Origin of the sequence: Bradyrhizobium sp. LA6.8, assembly GCF_040547935.1 — a bacterium.
GTDB classification, from domain to species: Bacteria; Pseudomonadota; Alphaproteobacteria; order Rhizobiales; family Xanthobacteraceae; genus Bradyrhizobium; species Bradyrhizobium barranii.
In genome coordinates this window covers 328622-348678 of the sequence record NZ_JBEPQQ010000004.1, presented here as the reverse complement: position 1 = coordinate 348678, position 20057 = coordinate 328622, and the positions used below count along the sequence as shown (strand labels likewise).

At 64.5% G+C, this 20057-nt stretch carries 15 protein-coding genes; 7 read left to right on the top strand and 8 right to left on the bottom strand.

All coding sequences use genetic code 11. The annotated features are described in order from the left end of the window. Positions 1 to 135 precede the first annotated feature (135 nt). On the top strand, positions 136 to 1305 hold the full coding sequence (tarD, locus tag ABIA90_RS21840; RefSeq protein WP_354119421.1) for a D(-)-tartrate dehydratase: 1170 nt from the start codon (positions 136 to 138) through the stop codon (positions 1303 to 1305). A 133-nt stretch (positions 1306 to 1438) separates the two neighbouring features. On the opposite strand, the gene ABIA90_RS21835 is transcribed toward tarD, so the two are convergent. From ABIA90_RS21835 to ABIA90_RS21820, 4 genes are all read right to left on the bottom strand, one after another. After that, entirely contained in the window at positions 1439 to 2584 is a 1146-nt protein-coding gene (locus ABIA90_RS21835; protein ID WP_354119422.1) for a DUF418 domain-containing protein, read from the bottom strand. A gap of 189 nt (positions 2585 to 2773) precedes the next feature. After that, positions 2774 to 4222 carry an MmgE/PrpD family protein gene (locus tag ABIA90_RS21830; RefSeq protein ID WP_354119423.1) on the bottom strand — a complete coding sequence of 483 codons (1449 nt, stop codon included), beginning with the start codon at positions 4220 to 4222 and terminating at the stop codon, positions 2774 to 2776. A 221-nt stretch (positions 4223 to 4443) separates the two neighbouring features. Beyond that, positions 4444 to 5796 (bottom strand): malonyl-CoA decarboxylase, encoded by a 1353-nt coding sequence (locus ABIA90_RS21825; protein ID WP_354119424.1) that lies wholly within the window; start codon positions 5794 to 5796, stop codon positions 4444 to 4446. A 428-nt stretch (positions 5797 to 6224) separates the two neighbouring features. Then, complete coding sequence (locus ABIA90_RS21820; RefSeq protein WP_354119425.1) at positions 6225 to 7031, bottom strand: AraC family transcriptional regulator; 807 nt, start codon at positions 7029 to 7031, stop codon at positions 6225 to 6227. A 53-nt stretch (positions 7032 to 7084) separates the two neighbouring features. On the opposite strand from ABIA90_RS21820, the gene ABIA90_RS21815 reads away from it, so the two are divergent. Continuing rightward, positions 7085 to 8257, top strand: coding sequence for an MFS transporter (locus ABIA90_RS21815; protein WP_354119426.1), 1173 nt, complete (start codon positions 7085 to 7087; stop codon positions 8255 to 8257). A 281-nt stretch (positions 8258 to 8538) separates the two neighbouring features. Here ABIA90_RS21815 and ABIA90_RS21810 read toward each other — a convergent pair whose 3' ends face one another. Then, entirely contained in the window at positions 8539 to 11697 is a 3159-nt protein-coding gene (locus tag ABIA90_RS21810; RefSeq protein ID WP_354119427.1) for an efflux RND transporter permease subunit, read from the bottom strand. A gap of 13 nt (positions 11698 to 11710) precedes the next feature. Continuing rightward, the gene (locus ABIA90_RS21805; protein WP_071910194.1) at positions 11711 to 12904 is read right to left on the bottom strand and encodes an efflux RND transporter periplasmic adaptor subunit; all 1194 of its coding nucleotides are present in this window, start codon (positions 12902 to 12904) and stop codon (positions 11711 to 11713) included. A 240-nt stretch (positions 12905 to 13144) separates the two neighbouring features. On the opposite strand from ABIA90_RS21805, the gene ABIA90_RS21800 reads away from it, so the two are divergent. From ABIA90_RS21800 to ABIA90_RS21790, 3 genes are read left to right on the top strand one after another with little or no spacing between them, the layout of a single operon-like run. Further along, positions 13145 to 13936 carry an ABC transporter substrate-binding protein gene (locus ABIA90_RS21800; RefSeq protein WP_354119428.1) on the top strand — a complete coding sequence of 264 codons (792 nt, stop codon included), beginning with the start codon at positions 13145 to 13147 and terminating at the stop codon, positions 13934 to 13936. A 13-nt stretch (positions 13937 to 13949) separates the two neighbouring features. Continuing rightward, positions 13950 to 14093 carry a hypothetical protein gene (locus tag ABIA90_RS21795; protein ID WP_354119429.1) on the top strand — a complete coding sequence of 48 codons (144 nt, stop codon included), beginning with the start codon at positions 13950 to 13952 and terminating at the stop codon, positions 14091 to 14093. 3 nt (positions 14094 to 14096) lie between these two features. Further along, positions 14097 to 14468: a GNAT family N-acetyltransferase gene (locus ABIA90_RS21790; RefSeq protein ID WP_354119558.1), complete on the top strand. Its 372-nt coding sequence runs from the start codon at positions 14097 to 14099 to the stop codon at positions 14466 to 14468. Positions 14469 to 14507: 39 nt separating this feature from the next. On the opposite strand, the gene ABIA90_RS21785 is transcribed toward ABIA90_RS21790, so the two are convergent. After that, complete coding sequence (locus tag ABIA90_RS21785; RefSeq protein ID WP_354119430.1) at positions 14508 to 15683, bottom strand: lactonase family protein; 1176 nt, start codon at positions 15681 to 15683, stop codon at positions 14508 to 14510. A gap of 269 nt (positions 15684 to 15952) precedes the next feature. On the opposite strand from ABIA90_RS21785, the gene ABIA90_RS21780 reads away from it, so the two are divergent. Continuing rightward, the gene (locus ABIA90_RS21780) at positions 15953 to 17689 is read left to right on the top strand and encodes a phospholipase C (protein ID WP_354119431.1); all 1737 of its coding nucleotides are present in this window, start codon (positions 15953 to 15955) and stop codon (positions 17687 to 17689) included. Between the two features lie 16 nt (positions 17690 to 17705). Further along, positions 17706 to 19049 (top strand): cytochrome-c peroxidase, encoded by a 1344-nt coding sequence (locus tag ABIA90_RS21775; RefSeq protein WP_354119432.1) that lies wholly within the window; start codon positions 17706 to 17708, stop codon positions 19047 to 19049. On the opposite strand, the gene ABIA90_RS21770 is transcribed toward ABIA90_RS21775, so the two are convergent. After that, positions 19046 to 20029 (bottom strand): NAD-dependent epimerase/dehydratase family protein, encoded by a 984-nt coding sequence (locus ABIA90_RS21770; RefSeq protein ID WP_354119433.1) that lies wholly within the window; start codon positions 20027 to 20029, stop codon positions 19046 to 19048. The genes ABIA90_RS21775 and ABIA90_RS21770 overlap by 4 nt on opposite strands. Positions 20030 to 20057 lie beyond the last annotated feature (28 nt).

Below are 20057 nucleotides of genomic sequence, written 5' to 3'. Positions count from 1 at the left end.
CGCGCATACTCTGTCCTCGTCATTGCGAGGAGCGCAGCGACGAAGCAATCCAGGGTCTTTCCGCGGTGACAGTCTGGATTGCTTCGCTCCGCTCGCAATGACGAACGTTTCTCACCGTTAGCGAAAGCCAACCCCATGTCCGTCCGCATCGTTGACGTCCGCGAGATCACGAAGCCGATCTCTTCGCCGATCCGCAACGCCTATATCGACTTCACCAAGATGACGACGAGCCTCGTCGCCGTCGTCACTGACGTCGTTCGCGACGGCAAGCGCGTCGTCGGCTACGGCTTCAACTCCAACGGCCGCTACGGGCAGGGCGGCCTGATCCGCGAGCGCTTTGCCTCGCGCATCCTGGAGGCCGATCCGAAGTCGCTGCTGAATGCGGCCGGTGACAATCTCGACCCCGACAAGGTCTGGGCCGCGATGATGACCAACGAGAAGCCGGGCGGCCATGGCGAGCGCTCGGTCGCGGTCGGCACCATCGACATGGCGGTGTGGGACGCGGTGGCGAAGATCGCAGGCAAGCCGCTGTTCCGGCTGCTCGCCGAACGTCACGGTGTGAAAGCCAATCCGCGCGTCTTTGTCTACGCCGCCGGCGGCTACTACTATCCCGGCAAGGATCTCTCGATGTTGCGCGGCGAGATGCGCGGCTATCTCGATCGCGGCTACAACGTCGTGAAGATGAAGATCGGCGGCGCGTCGATCGAGGACGACCGCACCCGCATCGAGGCGGTGCTGAAGGAGATCGGCAAGGACGCGCAGCTCGCGGTCGATGCCAATGGCCGCTTCGATCTCGAGACCGGCATCGCCTACGCCAAGATGCTGAGGGACTATCCCTTGTTCTGGTACGAGGAGGTCGGCGATCCCCTCGACTATGCGCTGCAGGCCGCGCTCGCCGAATTCTATCCGGGCCCGATGGCCACGGGCGAAAACCTGTTCAGCCATCAGGACGCGCGCAATCTCATCCGCTACGGCGGCATGCGTCCGGATCGCGACTGGCTGCAATTCGACTGTGCGCTGTCGTATGGCCTCTGCGAATACCAGCGCACGCTGGAGGTCCTGAAAACCTACGGCTGGTCGCCGAGCCGCTGCATCCCCCACGGCGGCCACCAGATGTCCCTCAACATCGCAGCCGGCCTCGGCCTCGGCGGCAACGAGAGCTACCCCGACCTGTTCCAGCCCTATGGCGGCTTCCCGGATGGTGTGCGTGTCGAGAACGGCCACATCACCATGCCCGACCTGCCGGGCATCGGCTTCGAAGGCAAGTCCGATCTCTCCAAGGAAATGAAGGCGCTGGCGGAGTAGGATTGGGCTCGACGGCCGCGCCGACACTCTCCGTCATTGCGAGCGCAGCGAAGCAATCCAGAGTCTTTTCGCAGAGGCAGTCTGGATTGCTTCGTCGCAAGTACTCCTCGCAATGACGGCGGAGGGGCCTTGGTCACTGCACGCCCTCTACCCGTGACAACAACATCGGCTGCAGTGCACCATACATCAGCGTGCGCCACAGCCATTCGATCGGGCCGTGTCGGTAGTGGCGCAGCCACCATGCGCTGAACAGCACCTGTCCGACGTAGACGGCGATGCCGATAGCGAGGGCCTGGGTGATGCCGAGCCGTCCGAACAGGCCAAGGCCGTAGCCGTAGAAGATCCAGCCGAAGATGAGCGATTGTGCGACGTAGTTGGTGAATGCCATCCGGCCGAGCGGCGCGGCCCAGCCGAGCAGCCTCTTGCCGCGTCCGAAACTGGCGATGAAGATGATGGCGGCACCATAGCCCAGCGCCAGCAGGATGTTGCCGAGCGGCTCGATGCCGACGTAAAGCAAGGCCGCGCCGAGACAGATAGCCGGAAGCGCGATGACGAGCAGGCCGCGGGCATTTTGCAGAATGCCGCTCCGCCAGGCCAGCGCTCCGACGAGAAACAGCCCGATCGTGCGCAAAAAGACGAACGCGTGCAGGGACGCGATGAGAGGAATTTCGCGGAGACGAAACGCCAGCACGTCGAGAAAGCCGCCCGTCGCATAGATGCGATTTGCATCCATGACGTCCCGCCAGATCGCGGTCCTGCCGGGAAACAACCCCGCGGGCGGAAAGGCCTGCATGGCCAGATACAGCGCGAGAGACGCCAGCGCGGCGAGCGTCAGCAACCAGCGCGGGCCAAACAGGAACGGCAGCACGATGAATCCCGCCAGTGCATATTCGGTGAGGATATCGCCGTTCCAGATCAGGCACAAATGAATGACGCCGAACACCAGCAGCACAGCGAGCCGCCGCAGGAGCAGGAAAGTGCGGCGCTCGCTGTTCGCGAGCCGGTCGAATTGAATGGCAAGGCCTGCGCCGAACAGCAGCGAGAACAGCGCAAACGCCTTGAGCTCCACGGCCTGCGTCAGGATCGTTTCGACGGCGCGATCAACCGGCGAAGCGAGCGTCCTGGCACCAAGAAACTGCTCGAAGATCGAAATGCGAAATTCCATGACCACGTTGATGGCCATGACGCCGAACAGGGCAATGCCCCGCAGCACGTCGATGGCGTCGATCCGGTCCGAGGGGCTTATTGGCCGAGGAGATGCGGCACCATCGGATGTCATGGAAGAATTCCAATTGTAGCTCGACGACGCGTGGCGCGGGGCGAGATGCCTGCCACACGCTCCGTCATTGCGTGCGCAGCGAAGCAATCCAGAATCTCTCTGTGGAGGCAGTCTGGATTGTTTCTTCGCAAGAGCTCCTCGCAATGACGATGGGGCGAAAGTCTGCCATCCCTTACGAAATTTCGCTCCTCACACGCGTTGCAGCAGCGGCCGCAAGCTGCGGATGTCGGTCACAGCCTCAATCTCATACACCGACTTGATCAACCGCTCGGCCTTCTCGCCGCCGACCACTGGGGCAATCAGATCGCGCGCCTTGTCGATGACCTCGTCGCGCGTCATCGGGTTGCGCGGCGTGCCGCGCACGGCGGTGACGCGCTCGGAGAGGCGGCTTCCATCAGTGAGCTCGATCTCGACGACGGCGACGCGCACCGGCAATAGTTTGGCCAGCTCCTCGTCGCGCACCAAATTCACCTTGGCGCGCTCCTTCAAAATCGCCGCGTCCTGCATGCGCGGCTTGTCGTGCGCGGCGTGGAACGAGGCGGTCTTGTCGAGCAGCATCACGGCGACCATGTGCTGGAGACAGATGTCGGGGATGTCGCGGTTGTCCACGACCTCGGCGACCGACGGCGCAAGACGTACGGTGACGCGCTTGACCTCTCCGGCCTCGAACGCCTGCTTGCTGCGGATGGCGTAGACCGCATCGAGCGGTCCCTGGATCGGTGAACCCACCGTCCATTTCTTGATGTCGGTGCCTGCGATCTCGTAACGCTCGCCAAGCTTCTCCACGAGTTTGCCGGTCGCAGCCTTCGGCGCATAAGCCAGGAAGTAATTGTCTGGCCCTGAGAACACGTCGTCGACGCCGTTCCAGTCCGAACGCACCAGCAGTGCCGACGTCACGCCGTTTCGGGCCGGCATGCCGGCGAACACAAACCCTTTCTCGATATGGTCGACGTCGCGCCGCCACACGATGAAGCCGGAGGATTGCTGCGCGGCATAGTCGAGCACCCAGCGCATCCGGCGCGCGTCGAAGCCGGCGACGCTGGCCGCCGCAGCGGAAGCGCAGAACGTGCCGGAAATGCTGTGCGTGCTCAGCACGCTTTCATAGCTGAAATCGGCCCCGCCCATCGCCATCACCACGCGCGTGCCGACATCATAGCCGAGCGTCACCGCACGCAGAAAATGGGCGCCGTCGATTCCGAGGTGTTCGCCGAGCGCAAGTGCCGCGGGCACAGTCGAGCTGCCGGGATGCGAGCGCGACGGGCTGTGCGAATCGTCGGTCTCGTCGGCATGCGCCATGACGCCGTTGGCAAGCGCAGCCTCGACTGGCGACGCGGTGAGCGATGTGCCGGCAATGGTCGATGTCCCCTGCGCAGCATTGGCGCGAATGTAGCGCTGCGCCGCCTGACCGGGCGGCAGCTCCGATCCTGATATCATCGACGCCAGCGTGTCGAGGATGTGGTGCTTTGCTTGTTCGACGACTTCGGGCGGCAGCGCGCGGGTTTTCGCAGCGCTCATGTAGTCGCACAGCGCCGTCATTTCTGGCCCGGAGCCAGATCCCTCCGCGAAACTGCGTACGGGCGAAAGCGAGAGGCTGGTTGCCGCCGCTGCGGTCAGGCCGAGAAAGTCGCGTCGTTTCATGGTGTCCCGTCTTTGGTGCAGGAACTGATGAAACGTCTAGCGCTTAGGACAGCCGCGTGTCTAGTAGCCGACGCTGGCGCCAGAAGCGCCCGGGGTGCCACCACATCCTCCGTCATTGCGAGCGCAGCGAAGCAATCCAGTCTCTCTCCGCGGAGACAATCTGGATTGCTTCGTCGCAAGAGCTCCTCGCAATGACGATGTGGTGCGAGCCGGTTGCGCCCCTACGACAACCGCATATCCAGCAGCCGTCGTCCCTCGCCCTTGAGCAGCTTCTTCACCGCGCTCGACGCCACGACCTCGCCGTCATTGGCGTAGGCTTCGTGGTTCTTCTCGATGTCGTCGAGGCGGTAGAGATAGTTGACCATCACGCCGGCGGACTCGCGCGCGCCTTTCGGCGAGAGGTCGCCGAGCCAGTTGATGCGCTCGAGCCGTGCGCCGTTGCCGAGGTGGAAGCGGGCGACGGAATCGATCAGCTTGCCCTTCGGCGTGCGCGCCTTCAGGAAGTAATAGGCCGCGAGCGGCTCGATTACGGAGCGTAGCAGCGTCGTCGTCTCGGGGTTCTCGAACCATTTGGAATCGTCGAGGCGCTTCAGGATCTCGCGGTCCTCGTCCGAGAGCGGCAGGTCCTTGTCCTGCTTCACCCACTGCATGAAGCCGGGCACCGGCGACAGCGTCACGAAGGTGTCGAGTTTTGGCGTCTCGCGGCGCAGCTCTTCCACCACCTGCTTGATCAGGAAACTGCCGAAGGAGATGCCGCCAAGGCCGCGCTGGGTGTTGGAGATCGAATAGAACACTGCGGTGCGCGCGCGCTCGATCGGCAGATGCTGGCGGTCGACAGCGAGCAGCGGCGCGATCGCACCGGGGATCGTCTCGGTCAGCGCGACCTCGACGAAGATCAAGGGTTCGTCGACCATGGCGGGATGGAAGAAGGCGTAGCAGCGCCGGTCGACCGGATCGATGCGGCGACGCAGATCGTCCCAGTCGCTGATCTCGTGCACGGCTTCGTAACGGATGATTTTTTCGAGGATGTTGGCCGGGGTCGACCAGTCAATCCGGCGCAGCACGAGAAACCCCCTGTTGAACCACGACGAGAGAAGATGCGAGACATCGCGATCGAGCGCGGCGAGATCGGTGTGACCGTTCATCATGCCGAGCAGATCGGCGCGCATGTTGACGAGATCGCCGGTGCCGCCCGGCGCGCGGTTGAGGCGGCGGATCAGCTCCTGCCGGCGCGGCTCGGAGGCGAAATGCAGCGAGCTCGCGTCTTCGTCACTGGGACTGGCGCGCCATTTTTCGATCGCCTTGGACAGGCGTTCGCGATCGGGGCCGAAATCGCGCACCAGGGCTTCGAAGAAGGCGCGGCGTCCTGCCGCATCCAACTCCTGGTAGATGTCGAGCACCTCACGGGCCATGGCGGTGCCCGAAGCTTCGCCACGACCGGACAGCAGCGCACCGCAGAGCTCGATCAGGCCGTCGGCATCGTGCTTGGTGTCGTCGGAATCCCCGCGGCGCAGCAGCGTGCGGCCGCGATCGGAGATGGTGGCGAGCAGGTCTGAGAAGAAGGCGTTGGCCATCTGGTCGTTTCGATTCCGGTTTGTGCGTTGCGGAAGCTTACACGGGATTTAGGCGGAAGCCGATCACAATCAAGCAGGGGAATTTTGGATCTTTCGTGGTGCCATGCGCCACCAGGAAAGCTGTCATGCCCCGCGAGGGCCGTTGCGCTCCACAACCGCTGTCATGCCCCGGCTTGACCGGGGCATCCAGTACGCCGGGACCTATCGGTTCACTCGCTGCCGTAGGGTGGGCAAAGGCGCACTTGCGCCGTGCCCACCATGTCTCGACAGCTGCGAAAGAATGGGTGGGCACGCTTCGCTTTGCCCACCCTACGGCCTGTCATGTCCCGGCCTGACCGGGGCATCCAGTACGCCGCGGCCTCTCGGCTCAATCACGGCCGTCTCTGGAATACTGGGTCGCCCGGTCAAGCCGGGCGACGACACCGTGACTACTTCCCCGCAAACTCCGTCGGCGTCCGCCCAGTCACCTGACGGAATGCTGCCGAAAACGCCGGCACGCTGGCATAGCCGAGCTGGGTGGCGAGCTGCTTCACCGACACATTGGGGTCGGTCGACAGCCGCTGGATCGCTGCCGCAACCCTTGCGCGCTGGCACCAGCTCTTGAAGCTCAATTGCGTCTCGGTCGAGAACAGCCGCGACAGCGTGCGCGCGGAGGTTCCGACTTCGCGCGCCAGCGTGTCGATGTCGTGCAGGCCGGTAGGATCGTCGAGCACGATCATCGCGGCGCGCCGGCAGCGCGGCTCATGCGGCAGCGGCACGAAGGTCGCGGAATCCTCCGCCTGGTGCAATTCCAGCATCACCAGGCGGACCAGCAGCTCGGTGCGTTCCTCGGTGTTGCGTGCGTCGAACAGCGCGAGGATCGCCTGGTTGAGCAGCGGCGATACCCGCACCACGAATTCCTTGGTGAGCCCCTCATAGCGCTGCTCGCGCTTGAGCCAGGGCAGGTCGAAATACAGCGTGCGCATCTCGATGTCGGCGAGCAGGTCGAGGGCGTGCTCGAGCCCGGCCGGCACCCAGACGGCGCGGTCCGGCGGCACCAGCCAGCGTCCCCCGGGCGTCGTCACCTGCATCGTGCCCTTGGCGGCATAGATCAGCTGCGCCTCGCGGTGCATGTGCAGATCGATCCGCATGCCCTTGGGATAGTCGCGGGCGACGAGGTGCACGCCCGCGGGCGAGCGATGGTTGCTCCGGACCTCCCTGAGAATTGGCGTTTCCAAGACAGTCATTGGCAGCATCCCGTCATGCCCAGGACATATAACTCATTTCGGAGCAGGAGAGGATTCGGGAAATGAACAGCCCCAGCCGGGTGATCAGTTTCGTCAACGCAGGCCATTTCGTCGACCATTATTCGATGCTGATCTTCGCCGCCGCCGTGATCATCATGGGGCCGGCGCTCGGCATGGCCTATTCGGAACTTCTGCCCTATGCGACGCCGGGCTTCGTCGCCTTCGGCGCCGGCTCGCTGCTCACCGGCTGGCTCGGGGACCGCTGGAGCCGCCGCCACATGATGCTGATCTTCTTCGTCGGCATCGGTGCTTCCATGATCTCGGTCGGCTTCGTGCAGACCCCGGCTCAGCTTGGCGCGGCGCTGTTCGCGATCGGCATTTTTGCCTCGATCTATCACCCCGTCGGCACCGCGATGATCGTGTCCTATGCCGACCGGCTTGGCCGCGAGATGGGGATCAACGGCGTCTGGGGCAATCTCGGCGTTGCGTCGTCCGCGCTGGTCACCGGCGTGATCGGCCAGTATCTCGGCTGGCGTTTTGCCTTCATCGTGCCCGGTGTCGTTACCATCCTGATCGGCATCGCCTTTGCGATGATGGTCGTGCATGAGGACCGCAAGGGCTCGAAGCAGGCGGCAGCGCAAGCGCGCGTGGCGAAGAAAGACATGTGGCGCGTGATCCTGTCGCTGCTGATCGTCGTGATCGCGATCTCGACGACCTTCAATGCCGTGACCGTCGCGCTGCCAAAACTGTTCGCGGAACGGCTTGCCGACCTCACCAAAAGCCCGGCGCTGCTCGGCGTCATCGCCGCCTGCGTCTACGTGTTCGGCGCGATGACCCAGTACACGATCGGCCGGCTGCTCGACCGCTACTCGCTGAAGACGGTGGCGCTGCCGCTGTCCTTCATGCTGGCGCCGTTCCTGTATCTCGCCGCGAGCCTGTCCAATCTGCCGCTGATCCTGGTCTCGATCGGCATCGTCATGGGCGCGTTCGGGCAGGTCACGGTGAACGATGCCATGGTCGGCAAATACACCAGCGAGGAATGGCGCTCGCGCGCCTATGCGGTGCGCTATTTCATCGGCTTCACCGCCGCGGGCGCCTCCGTCGGCCTGGTCGCCTGGCTCTACGAGCAGGGCGGCTTCGTCACCATGCTGCACGCCTTCGCCGCGCTCTGCCTGCTCGCGATCGCCGCCGCCATCATCCTGCCGCGCGAGATCAGGACGCCGGCGGCGGCGTGAGGCCGGGGCTCTCTCCGCTCGTCATTGCGAGGAGCGTAGCGACGAAGCAATCCAGACTGCCTCCGCGGAGGGACTCTGGATTGCTTCGCTGCGCTCGCAATGACGGGGGATGGACCGGCGCATCGTGCACCCCGCCCACAATGCCATTCTGCCGGTGTTTTGCCCGACGTGTCAAAGCACTGGAACGCTCCAAAAACCCCAATGCCATCAACGCCGTTCTACTGTGCATGGGGTTGTTTTCGACTTTTTTGTTTGTCGGCAGCCCGCCCTCCGCGGAAAAACTACGGCTTCACCTCGGCCACCGTCTTTGCCTTCGGCGCCTTCTTCGACGTGCGCCAGTTCTCGAAGCGCTGCACCACCACGAAGAAGGCCGGAACGAACAGCACCGCAAGGCAGGTCGAGGCCAGCATGCCTGAGAACACGGTGATGCCGATCGACTTGCGGGCGCTGGCGCCGGCGCCGGTCGCGATCACCAGCGGCACCACGCCAAGGATGAAGGCGAACGACGTCATCAGGATCGGCCGGAAGCGGGCGCGCGCCGCCTCGATCGCGGATTCCAGCACCGGCTTGCCGTCGCGGCCGTGCAGCTCGAGCCCGACCTCGACGATCAGGATGGCGTTCTTGGCCGACAGCGCGATCAGCAGGATCAGGCCGATCTGGCAATAGAGGTTGTTGTCGATCTTCAAGGCGTTGAGGACCAGCATGGGCCCGATCAGCGACAGCGGCACCGCGAGGATCACCGAGATCGGCGCGTACCAGCTCTCGTACTGGCCGGCGAGCACGAGATAGACCAGCAGCATGGCAAGGCCGAACACCCAGTAGATCTGGTTCGAGACGGCCTTCTCCTGGTAGGACATCGCGGTCCACTCGTAGCCCGTGCCCGGCGGCAGCGTCTTGTCCGCGATCTCCTCCATCAGCTGCAGCGACTGGCCGGACGAGTAGCCCTGCGCCGGCAGGCCGACGATGGTCGAGGAAGGGTAGAGGTTGTAGAGGCTGATCAGCGACGGGCCGGTGGCCGGCGTGATCGTGGCGACGGTGCCGATCGGGATCATGTCGCCGTTCGAGTTGCGTACCTGCATGTTGGCGATGTCGCGCTCGGTGACGCGGAATGCCGGATCGGCCTGGGTATAGACCTGGAACACGCGTCCGAACTTGTTGAACTGATTGACATAGGACGAGCCGAGATAGGTCGACAGCGCCGCGAACACCTGATCGGTGGTGACGTGCAGCGTCTGGGTCTTGATGCGGTCGATCTCGACGTTGAACTGCGGCACCGACGAGCGGAACGAGGACGATACGCGCTGCAGCGCGCTCTGGCTCTGGGCGTTGGAAACCATCGCGCCGGTGATGGCTTGGAGCTTTGCAAAATCGCTGTTGCCGTCGCGCAGTTCGATCTGCATCGAGAAGCCGGCCGCGTTGCCGATGCCCTGGATCGGCGGCGGAGGCAGCACCAGGGTGCGCGCCTCCATGATGGTCGCGAGCTTGTCGTTCAGCCCGTAGACCAGCGAACGCAGATCTTCGCCGGGCCCTTTGCGCGCCCCCCAGTCCTTCAGGATGATGTAGGCGACGCCGGCATTGGCAAGGCTGGCGCTGTTGTCGAGCGCGGAGATGCCGGCGATGGTGATGACTTGCTGGACACCCGGCGTGTCCTTGATCAGCTCGCTCGCTCTGTCGAGCACCGTCTGGGTCCGCTCCAGCGCGGCGCCGTCGGGCAGTTGCACGGCCGCGATCAGATAGCCCTGGTCCTCGATCGGCAGGAAGCCGGTCGGCACCCGCGACAGGCCGTAGCCGCCGATCCCGATCAGCACCAGTGCGAATGCGACCGAGATCGTGCTGTTCCTACACAGCACGCCGATGAGGCGCGTGTAGCCCCGCTCGACACGGTTATAGACGGCGTTGAAGCCGCGGTAGAAGAAATTGCGCTGCTCCGGCGGCACCGTGGGCCGCAGCCAGAGCGCGCATTGCGTCGGCTTCAGCGTGGCCGCGTTGATGGCGGATAGCAGCGCGGTCGCCGCGATCACCAGCGCGAATTGCGAATAGATTCGCCCGGTGAGGCCGGCGAGGAACGAGGCCGGCAGGAACACCGAGATCAGCACCAGGGTGATGCCGACGATCGGGGCGAACAGCTGGTCCATCGCTCTGATCGCGGCGTCGTGGCCGTTCATGCCTTGCTCGATGTTGTGCGCGGCACCTTCGACCACGACGATGGCGTCGTCGACGACGATGCCGATCGCGAGCACGATCGCGAACAGCGTCGACATGTTGATGGTGAAGCCGAGCGCCGCCATCGCCGCGAACGCGCCGATGATGGTGACGGGCACGGTGGTCGCCGGCACCAGCATTGCGCGCCAGTCCTGCAAGAACACCAGGATCACGACCAGGACCAGCAGGCCGGCCTCGATCAGCGTCATGTAGACCTCGTGCACCGAGGCTTCGACGAATTTGGTGGTGTCGAACGGCGTGTCGTATTTGATGCCTTCGGGGAATCGCTTTGCAAGCTCCGCCATCTTCTTCTCGACGGCCTGCTCGACCTGGAGCGCGTTGGCGCCCGGCGACTGGAACACGCCGATGCCGGTGGCCGGCTGATTGTTCAGCGAGAAGATCTGGCTGTAGGTCTGCGCGCCCAATTCGACCCAGCCGACGTCGCGCACGCGCGTGACGTCGCCGCTGGTGCCGGTCTTGACGATGATGTTCTCGAACTGGGTGGTGTCGTCGAGCCGGCCGTTGACGTTGAGCGTGTACTGGAACGCCTGTCCCGGCGGCGTCGGCGGCGCGCCGACCTGGCCGGCCGAGACCTGCTGGCTCTGCTGCTGGATCGCCGTGACGACGTCCGACGGCATCAGTCCGCGGACCTGGAGCTTGTTCGGATCGAGCCACACCCGCATCGAATACTGGCCGGCGCCGAACACCGTGACGTTGCCGACGCCGGGCAGGCGCGAAAGCTCGTCGCGGATGTTGATGGTGGCGTAGTTGCTCAGATAAAGGCTGTCGAACGTCTTGTCCGGCGAGGTCAGCGTCACGAACAGCAGGATCGAGGTCGATTTTTTCTGGACGGTGACGCCCTGGTTCTGCACGGAGGTCGGCAACTGCGACAGCGCGCTGGAGACACGGTTCTGCACCAGCACCTGCGCGAAGTTGAGGTCGGTGCCGATCTTGAAGGTCACGGTCAGCGTATAGGTGCCGTCGGAGCCGCTGTAGGACTGCATGTAGAGCATGTCCTCGACGCCGTTGACCTGCTGCTCGATCGGCAGCGCGACGGTGTCGATCACGGTCTTGGCGCTGGCGCCGGGATAGCGCGTGGTGACCTGCACCGTTGGCGGCACCACGTCGGGATATTGCGCGACCGCGAGGTTGAACAGCGCGACGCCGCCGATCAGGATCATCAGAAGCGCGATGACGTTCGAGAGGACCGGCCGCTCGATGAAGAATTTCGAGATCATGGCTGGCGACCCCTCACTTGGCCGACGCCTGCGGCTGGTCGATCTTCGTCGGTTGCGGATCGATCTTCTGGCCCGGGATCACGCGCAGGAGCCCCGCGATCACCACGCGGTCGTCCGGCTTCAAGCCACTTTCGATCACGCGCAGGCCGTTGTCGACCTGACCGATCTGCACCTTGCGCTGCTCGACAATGTTGTCGCTATTGACCACCAGGAGATAGCGGCCGCCCTGGTCGCTGCCGAGCGCGGTGTCGGGGACGAGGAGGGCGTTCTTGTCCTGGTCGAAGGGCACCCGGACCCGGACGAAATAGCCGGGCAGCAGCGCTCGCTTGCCGTTGGGCAAGACCCCGCGTACCGCGAGCGTGCCCGTTGATGTATTGAGGGTCGGCGAGACGTAGTCGAGGTGGCCTTCATGCGGATAGCCGGTCTCGGTCTGGAGGCCCACCTGGATCGGCAACTGTTTGAGGTCGGCCACGGTCAGCCCGCGACGGGCCGCTTCGGCGCGGATGCGAAGGACGTCCTGCTCACTGACCGTGAAGTTCACCCAGATCGGATCCAGCGCGACGATGGTTGCGAGCTGGGTCGGGGAGGAGACGCCGACGAGCTCGCCGATCGAGACCAGGTGCGCGCTGACGATGCCGTCGAACGGCGCGCTCACCTTGGTGTAGCCGTAATTGACCTCGGCGAGCCTCGTATTGACCTGGGCTTGCTGGAGACTGGCCTGGGCGTTGTCGCGGGTGGATGTCGAGGTGTCGAGAGTCGCCTGCGAGACAGCCTGGCGCTGCACGAGGTCGACCTGCCGCTTGAAATCGGCCTCGGCCTGCTTGAGCGTGGCCTGCGCACCGACCTCGGCCGCCTGCGCCTGCTCGAGCTTGAGCTTGTAGGTCTCAGGCTCGATTAAGAAAAGCTGGGTGCCCTGCTTGACGAAGCTGCCGTCCTGATAGTCGATCGATTGCAGGAAGCCCTGTACGCGCGCCACCAGATCGACGCTCTTGACCGGCGCGGTGTTGCCGGTGGCTTCGACATAGCGCGTCACGGCCCGCTGTACCGGCGTGGCGACGTCCACCTTCGGCGGCGGCGGCGCCACGAACGTGTTCTTGTCCTCGCAGCCGGCGAGCGCCACCACGGCCGCCGCGGCAACGAGTGCCCGCCCGACATGTCTCCACGCTCCGTTCCGTTGTGCGAGATCAGCGGGATTCGCGCAGGTCATTCGGTGGCCCCCGATTATTGTCTGTCGGTGTGGCAGGCTACCAACAAATGCCCGGCCGTGGAACACCATAGCCATGGCGGTCACCAGCCTTGCACTGCAAATGGCGCAGTGGCCTTTGACAGGTTTGTCATGGCAAACCGCTTTTCATCGGGTGCATGATCGACCAGAATTGTGTCAAAGGCCGAGTGACGGAAACGAAGCGGTCGAGAAGCAGAGAAGAAAAGGTGAGGAGAACATGACATGCCCACGTCCCTCCAGGCGGCCCTTGCCGGCCTCGTTCTCGCAGCGGCAGTCGCCATGCCCGCGCTAGCCGATGGCCTGAAGGACGAGATCGCGCCGACCGGCAAGCTGCGGGTCGCGATCGCGATCAGCCCGGCGGGCGGCGCGTTCTGGTCGACCAAGACCGAAGCCGGCTATGCCGGCGTGCCGGTCGACCTCGGCAAGGAGATGGCCGGCCAACTCGGCGTGCCCGTCGAATATGTCGTGCACCAGAATTCCGGGCAGATCACCGACGCGGCCGGCAAGGGGACCTGGGACGTCACTTGGCTGCCAAAAGATCCCGAGCGCGAGACCAAGATGATGTTCGGCCCGATCTACGAGGTCGCGGATGCCACCTACATCGTCAAGCCCGGCTCAGCCGTCACCAACTTCGCCAGCCTCGACCAGCCCGGCATCAAGGTCGCGGCCGTCAATGCCACCACGACCATGCGCGGCGCGATCGCGCACCTGAAGAATGCGAAAGTCACGGGCTATCAGACCTATGACGAGATCTTCGGCTTCCTGAAGAGCGGCGAGATCGACGCCTTCGCGCTGTCGCGCGACCAGCTCAACAAGATGGCGCAGAAGATCCCGGGCACGAAGGTGCTGGACGAGACCTTCAAGAAAACGGTGACGGCCGTCGCCGTCCCGCTCGGTCATCCCCAGGCGCTGACGTTCGTCTCCAGGTTCATGACGCAAGCCACGACGAACGGCACCTTGCGCAAGGCCTATGACAACAACGGTCTGAAGGACACGCCGATCCGGACGGAGTAGCGGCAGCGGCTCCATGGCAAGCGAGATTCAGATCCGCGCTTTCTTGCCCGCCGATGCGGCCGCCGTGCGCGAGCTGTTTATCCGGGTCAATCGTCTGTTGGCGCCGGCGCATTTGGCGGAGGCGTTTGAAGGATACATCACCCGCTCCCTCGCGTAGGAGATAGATCGTCTCGCCGATTATTATTCGGGTCGGAGCGGCGGTTTCTGGGTCGCCGTCGATGACGATGAAATCGTCGGCATGTTTGGACTGGAGGCCTCTGGCGAACGCGAGATGGAGTTACGGCGCATGTACGTTGCTCCCGGCGCGCGGCGCCGGGGTATCGCGCGAAAGATGCTGGCGTTTGCGGAAGAGGAGTGCCGCCGCCGCTATCGGCTGCAATTGCAGCTGAGCACGTCCGAGCTTCAGCAGGACGCGCTGGCGCTCTATCGAAACGCAGGATACGAGAAGGTGCGCGAGGAGATCGCCGATGCCGCCAGCAACAAGACATTGGGCGGCGGCATTCGTCGCTACCATTTCACCAAGCGGCTCTGACGGCCATTCCAGGCTCTTCGCCTGCTGTTACGACTGGCCTCACGGCTCCGCGGTGCGAATGCCTGCGGGGCTCACCTGCAGCTTGAGTGTGGAAGTCCTGGTCAGCGTCTTGCCGTCGAACGAGAACGCGATCAGCTCGTTCTCGACCATGCACTGCGCCACGACATGTTTTGAGTCCTTTGACCACACCATGCCCTGGCACCAATGGCCGATCTTGGCCTCCGCCACCGGCGTGAGGTCGGTGCCCGAGATCTTGTAGACTTTGAGCAGGCCGAAATCGTTGAAGAAGGGCGAGGCCGATGGCTTGTTCGAGCCGTTCATGACGGTGACGGCGACATGGCTGCCGTCCGGCGACATCTTCACGGCCTCAGGTGTCTGTCCAACGGTAACCGTCGTGACGACGCGGATCGGCCTGGCGGTCATGTCGATCAGACTGATCGTGTCACTGTCGCCGCTGCTGGCACCGACATTGCCGACGACGGCCACCGCGCTGCCGGTGAGGTCGATGTCGTAGGGGCGGATGCCGGCGGAGAGGTCGCGCTTGGTGTATTCGACCTTGGTCCCGTCCACGCTCAGAAGCGAGATCTTGCTGTCGCCGTCGCGGGTGACCAGCGCGGTGGCTCCGTCGCGGGAGAACACTACATGGCTGGGGCCGGACTTGGCATCGCCGAGTTGAATCTTCCCGCCTGCGGTCAGCGTATTGCCGCTGATCGCGAAGACCGAGACGGTGCCTTCGCTGCGGTTGGCAACCAGCGCCAGCGTGCCGGCACGGTTGATCGAGACGCCGGCGGCGCCTGGGCCAGCCTGCAATGTCGCGAGCACCTTTGGCGGGGTGGATTTGAGGTCGATCACCGATAGCTTGTCGTCGGGGACCGTCTTGGTCGTATCCGCGGGATCGAGCTTCATCGCACCCGTGACCAGCGCAAGCGAGCCGTCCGGCGCAATCGCGACGCTCGGCGGCGGCCCGACTACGCTGGCGGGTGCCGGCACGTCGCCCAAAAGCTTCAGCGCGCCATCGGTGAGATCGATGACGCTGACCGTGTCCGGCAGCGGCTGCTTGCGCACCACGGCATTGCCGTTCTCCAGCATCATCTTGCCGTCATTGGCGGTGACGACGATCTCGGCATGAGCGGCGAAATTTGCAAAGCCGGCAAAGGACGTTGCGACCAGAGCCGACGCGACATCGCGCGTGCGCCTGTGAACAGCGGCTTTCATGTTTCCCCCTGAGACCTTGTTCTTGTCCGGCAAAGCTAAATGCAACCGGGGGCATCGCGCAACAATCTGAACGCGATCATTTTTGCCTTCGCCCTTGGAATAAAACGGCAAGACGCGCTTCGGCACGGCCGAAGCGGGTGGCTGCATAAAAAATTATGCCTCGACCACTGCGCAAAGTGTCTCGTGCGTCAAACTGACACGGCTCTGTCACTCGCGATGTTTAGAACGTTTCTGATCGTAAACATCCTCATTTCCGGGGCGTCAAAAAAATGAAATCGAGACTACTGACGACGGCTGCGATTGTCGCAGCCGCGAGCGCGCTCGCGTGCACTCTTCCCGTCCTTGCGGACGATTTCGGCCGTGACCGCGATCACGGGCATGATCAAGGTCGCGACAACGATCACGACCGTGATCATCACCGTCATCCGCATGACATCCACACCGAGACGCCGATCAAGCATCTCGTGATCATCTTCAACGAGAACCGCTCGTTCGATCATTACTTTGCGACCTATCCGAACGCGGCCAATCCGTCCGGCTCGATCCCCTTCGTGCCGAAGCCGCATACGCCGAAGGTCAACAATCTCGCCAACGCGCATTTGCTGGTGAACAATCCGAACAATAGCGCGGCCAACGGCACCGGCGCGACGGACCCGTTCCGCCTCGACCGCACCCAGGCCAACACGCGCTCGCAGAACCACTCCTACACGCCAGAGCAGCAGGCCGTGGACAACGGCAAGGAAGACCTGTTTCCGAAATTCACCGGCCGCGGCACCGCCGGCGGCGCCGGTGCGTTCGGCACCAACGGTCAGGTCATGGGCTATTTCGACGGCAACACCACCACCGCCTTCTGGAATTACGCCCAGCACTTCGCCATGAGCGACAATGCCTGGACCGACACTTTCGGTCCGTCGACGCAGGGCGCGCTCGCGGTGATTTCTGGCCAGACCAATGGCGCGCAGAACATCGTCGGCACCTCGGCGTCGATCGCCGACGGCCAGGGCGGCCTGACGCTGATCGGCGACACCGACCCGGCCTACGATTCCTGCTCGAGCACGAGCAGCACCGTGCTGATGACAGGCAAGAACATCGGCGACCTGCTCAACGACGAGCGCATCAGCTGGGGCAGCTTCATGGGCGGCTTTGACCTGACGCTCAAGAATGCCAACGGCACCACCGGCTGCGCGCGCACCACCTTCTCCAGCAACGTGAACGGCACGATCGTGGACTACAGCCCGCACCACGCCTGGTTCCAGTACTACAAGTCGACCGCCAACCCGACCCATGCGCGGCCGAGCTCGGTGCATGCTGTCGGCCATACCTACGACTTCAACGGCAAGGTCGATCCCGCCAACCACGGCTACGATCTCGAGGACTTCTACGCCGCCGTGAAGGCCGGCAATTTCCCGGCCGTCTCCTACATCAAGATGCCGGCCTTCCAGGACGGTCATGCCGGCAACTCCGATCCGCTCGACGAGCAGGTCGGCAATGTCGAGCTGATCAACTTCCTCCAGAAGCAGCCGGAATGGCGCGAGACCGCCGTCATCATCACCTATGACGACTCCGACGGCTGGTACGACCACCAGTACGTTGCGCCGAAGACCGCCTCTTACGATCCGACCGCCGATCAGGTCAACGGTCCGGGCCTGTGCGGCCTCGGCCCGCAGAAGCAGCCGGCACCGAAGGGTCTCTCCGGCAAACCGGTGAACGGCCGCTGCGGTCCGGGCACGCGCATTCCGTTCATCGTGGTCTCGCCCTACGCCAGGACCAACCACGTGAGCAGCACCTACATCTCGCAGGCGTCCGTGGTGCGGTTCATCGAGGACAACTGGCTGCGCGGCCAGCGCATCGGTGGCGGCTCGTTCGACGCCAGCTCCGGCTCGATCATGGACCTGTTCGACTTCGATCAGGATCACAGCCATGACTACCGGACCGACGCGCTGTTCCTCGATCCGACCTCCGGCACGGCGATCACCAGCCCGCCGGACGAGCACCACCACCACTAGTCCGACGGGACGCTTGATGAACAGCCGCACCATGTGGCTCCTCGGCGCCGGCCTGCTTTGTCTGGCCGGCGCCGTCTTTGCGGCCGGGACGCAGGGACTTGCGGAGACAAGCCAGCTCGGCGCGAACCCGAATCCGGTTCGCCTCATGCGCCCGCCCGTCGCGCCATTGTCCGCGATGGCGCAGCTCGGCAAGGAGATCTTCTACGACGCCTCTCTGTCGTCGTCCGGCGCGCTGTCCTGCGCATCCTGCCACAGCCCGGATCACGCCTACGGCCCGCCCAACGACGGGCCGGTGATGCTCGGCGGCGCCGCCCTGTCGCGGCAAGGCGCACGCGCGGTGCCGTCGCTGACCTATCTCGATCGCCACCCCAATTTCAGCATCGGCCCCGACAAGGGCGACGACGACAACGTCATCGACCTCGCGCAGATGGCTGCAATCGGCCAGCAGGCTGCGCGGACGACGAAGACGGCCGGCGGCAGCGGCGCATCGGCGAACATCGTGCCGCAAGGCGGCCTGTTCTGGGACGGCCGCGCCGACACGCTCCAGGACCAGGCGCTGTTCCCGCTGCTCGACCCCAACGAGATGGACGGCGGCAGTGCCGAGATCGTCGCGGACAAGCTGCGCCATGCGCCTTACGCCGATCGCTTCGTCGAGCTGTTCGGCGCCGGCGTGCTCAGAAATCAGCGGCTCCTGATCGCGGAGGCGATGTTCGCGGTGGCGCGCTACCAGGTGGAGGAGCCGAGCTTCCATCCCTACACCAGCAAGTACGACTATTGGCTCGAGGGCACGGCGCGACTCACCGAGACCGAGCTGCGCGGCCTGCAAGCGTTCAACGATCCTGACAGGGCCAATTGCGCCGGCTGCCATACTTCGGCGCCGACCCGCGACGGCCTGCCGCCGCTGTTCACCGATCACCAATACGAGGCGCTCGGCGCGCCGCGCAATGCCGCGCTCGCCGGCAATCGCGATCCCAACCATTTCGATCTCGGCGTCTGCGGCCCGCAGCGCACCGACATTCCCGAGCAGACGCAATATTGCGGCATGTTCCTGACGCCGACGCTACGCAACACGGCGACGCGCCACGCCTTCTTCCACAACGGCGTCTTCGGTACCCTCGAGCAGGTCCTGGATTTCTACAATTTCCGCGACACCAATCCGGAAAAGGTGTTTCCGCACGCCGCCGACGGCACTGTGCTGAAGTACGATGACCTGCCGCAGAAATATCACGCCAATGTCGACGTCACCGATCCGCCGTTCGACCGTCATCCCGGCGACAAGCCGGCGATGACGGAGCAGGACGAGGCCGACATCATCGCGTTCCTGGAGACGCTGACGGACGGCTATAAGCCGGAGAATTAGGCGGTGCTCTTCGCGTGCCACGCGGCGAGCACGGCCTTCTCCTCGTCCTCTGTCAGTCCGACGATCGGTCCATTGCCGGCGCGGAGCCAGGCGCGTGTGTCGCGCGCGGTGACCGCCGGCGATCGCGAGGTTAGCCCTGCCTCGCGCGCGGGCGATGTGTCGCGCGTCATGAAGCCGGCGAAGTCGGGCAGGGGCAGCCACATCGGCAGCGACCTCGGACCGGCCCATCGCCTGACGTCATGCGCCTCCAGAAAAGCGCCGTCGATCCACGTGAACTTGCAAGACGGGTTCAGCGCGGATGCGCATTCGCCCAGGAATTCGCCGCGCGTGCGGATCGGTCCAATCCCGTCATAGATGCCTCTGAGACCGACCTCCGCCGCATGCACGATCCAGTGCGCGAGGTCGCGCACGTCGATGTACTGGACGGCGTCATCGGGAGATCCCGGCGCCAGCACTTCGCCGCCGCGCACAAGCCGGTCCGGCCAGTACGAGAACCGTCCTGTCGGATCCTCCGGCCCGGCGATCAGGCCGGCCCGGCAGATGAAGGCGTCGCTGCCGACGGCCTGTTCGCAGGCAACCTTGGCCGCGCCATAGATGGCGTCGGTGCTGTGCCAGATATCCTCAGTTGCAGGCTCGCGCAACGCTGCCGTATCGGCGTGCTGTCCTGGTGTGCGATTGTCCGCGTAGACGCTGACGGTCGAGACGAAGGTCCAGTGCACGCCCGGCCGCTTCAGCGCCGCGACCGCGCGGCGGACCTGGCCGGGGTGACGCGAGACATCGACCACGGCATCGAACGTCGCGCCGGCGAGCGGCGCAAGACCGTCGGTGGTGTCGCGATCGATCATCACGAAGCGGGCGCCTGCCGCAATCGGCCCGGCGAAGCCGCGCGCTGCGCAGGTCACGTCGTGGCCGGCCGCGCAGGCATGGGTGGCGACCGCGCGCCCGAGAAACTGGCTGCCGCCGAGGATTAGCAGGCGCATGAGCTTGCCGATGACATCGTGACGCTTC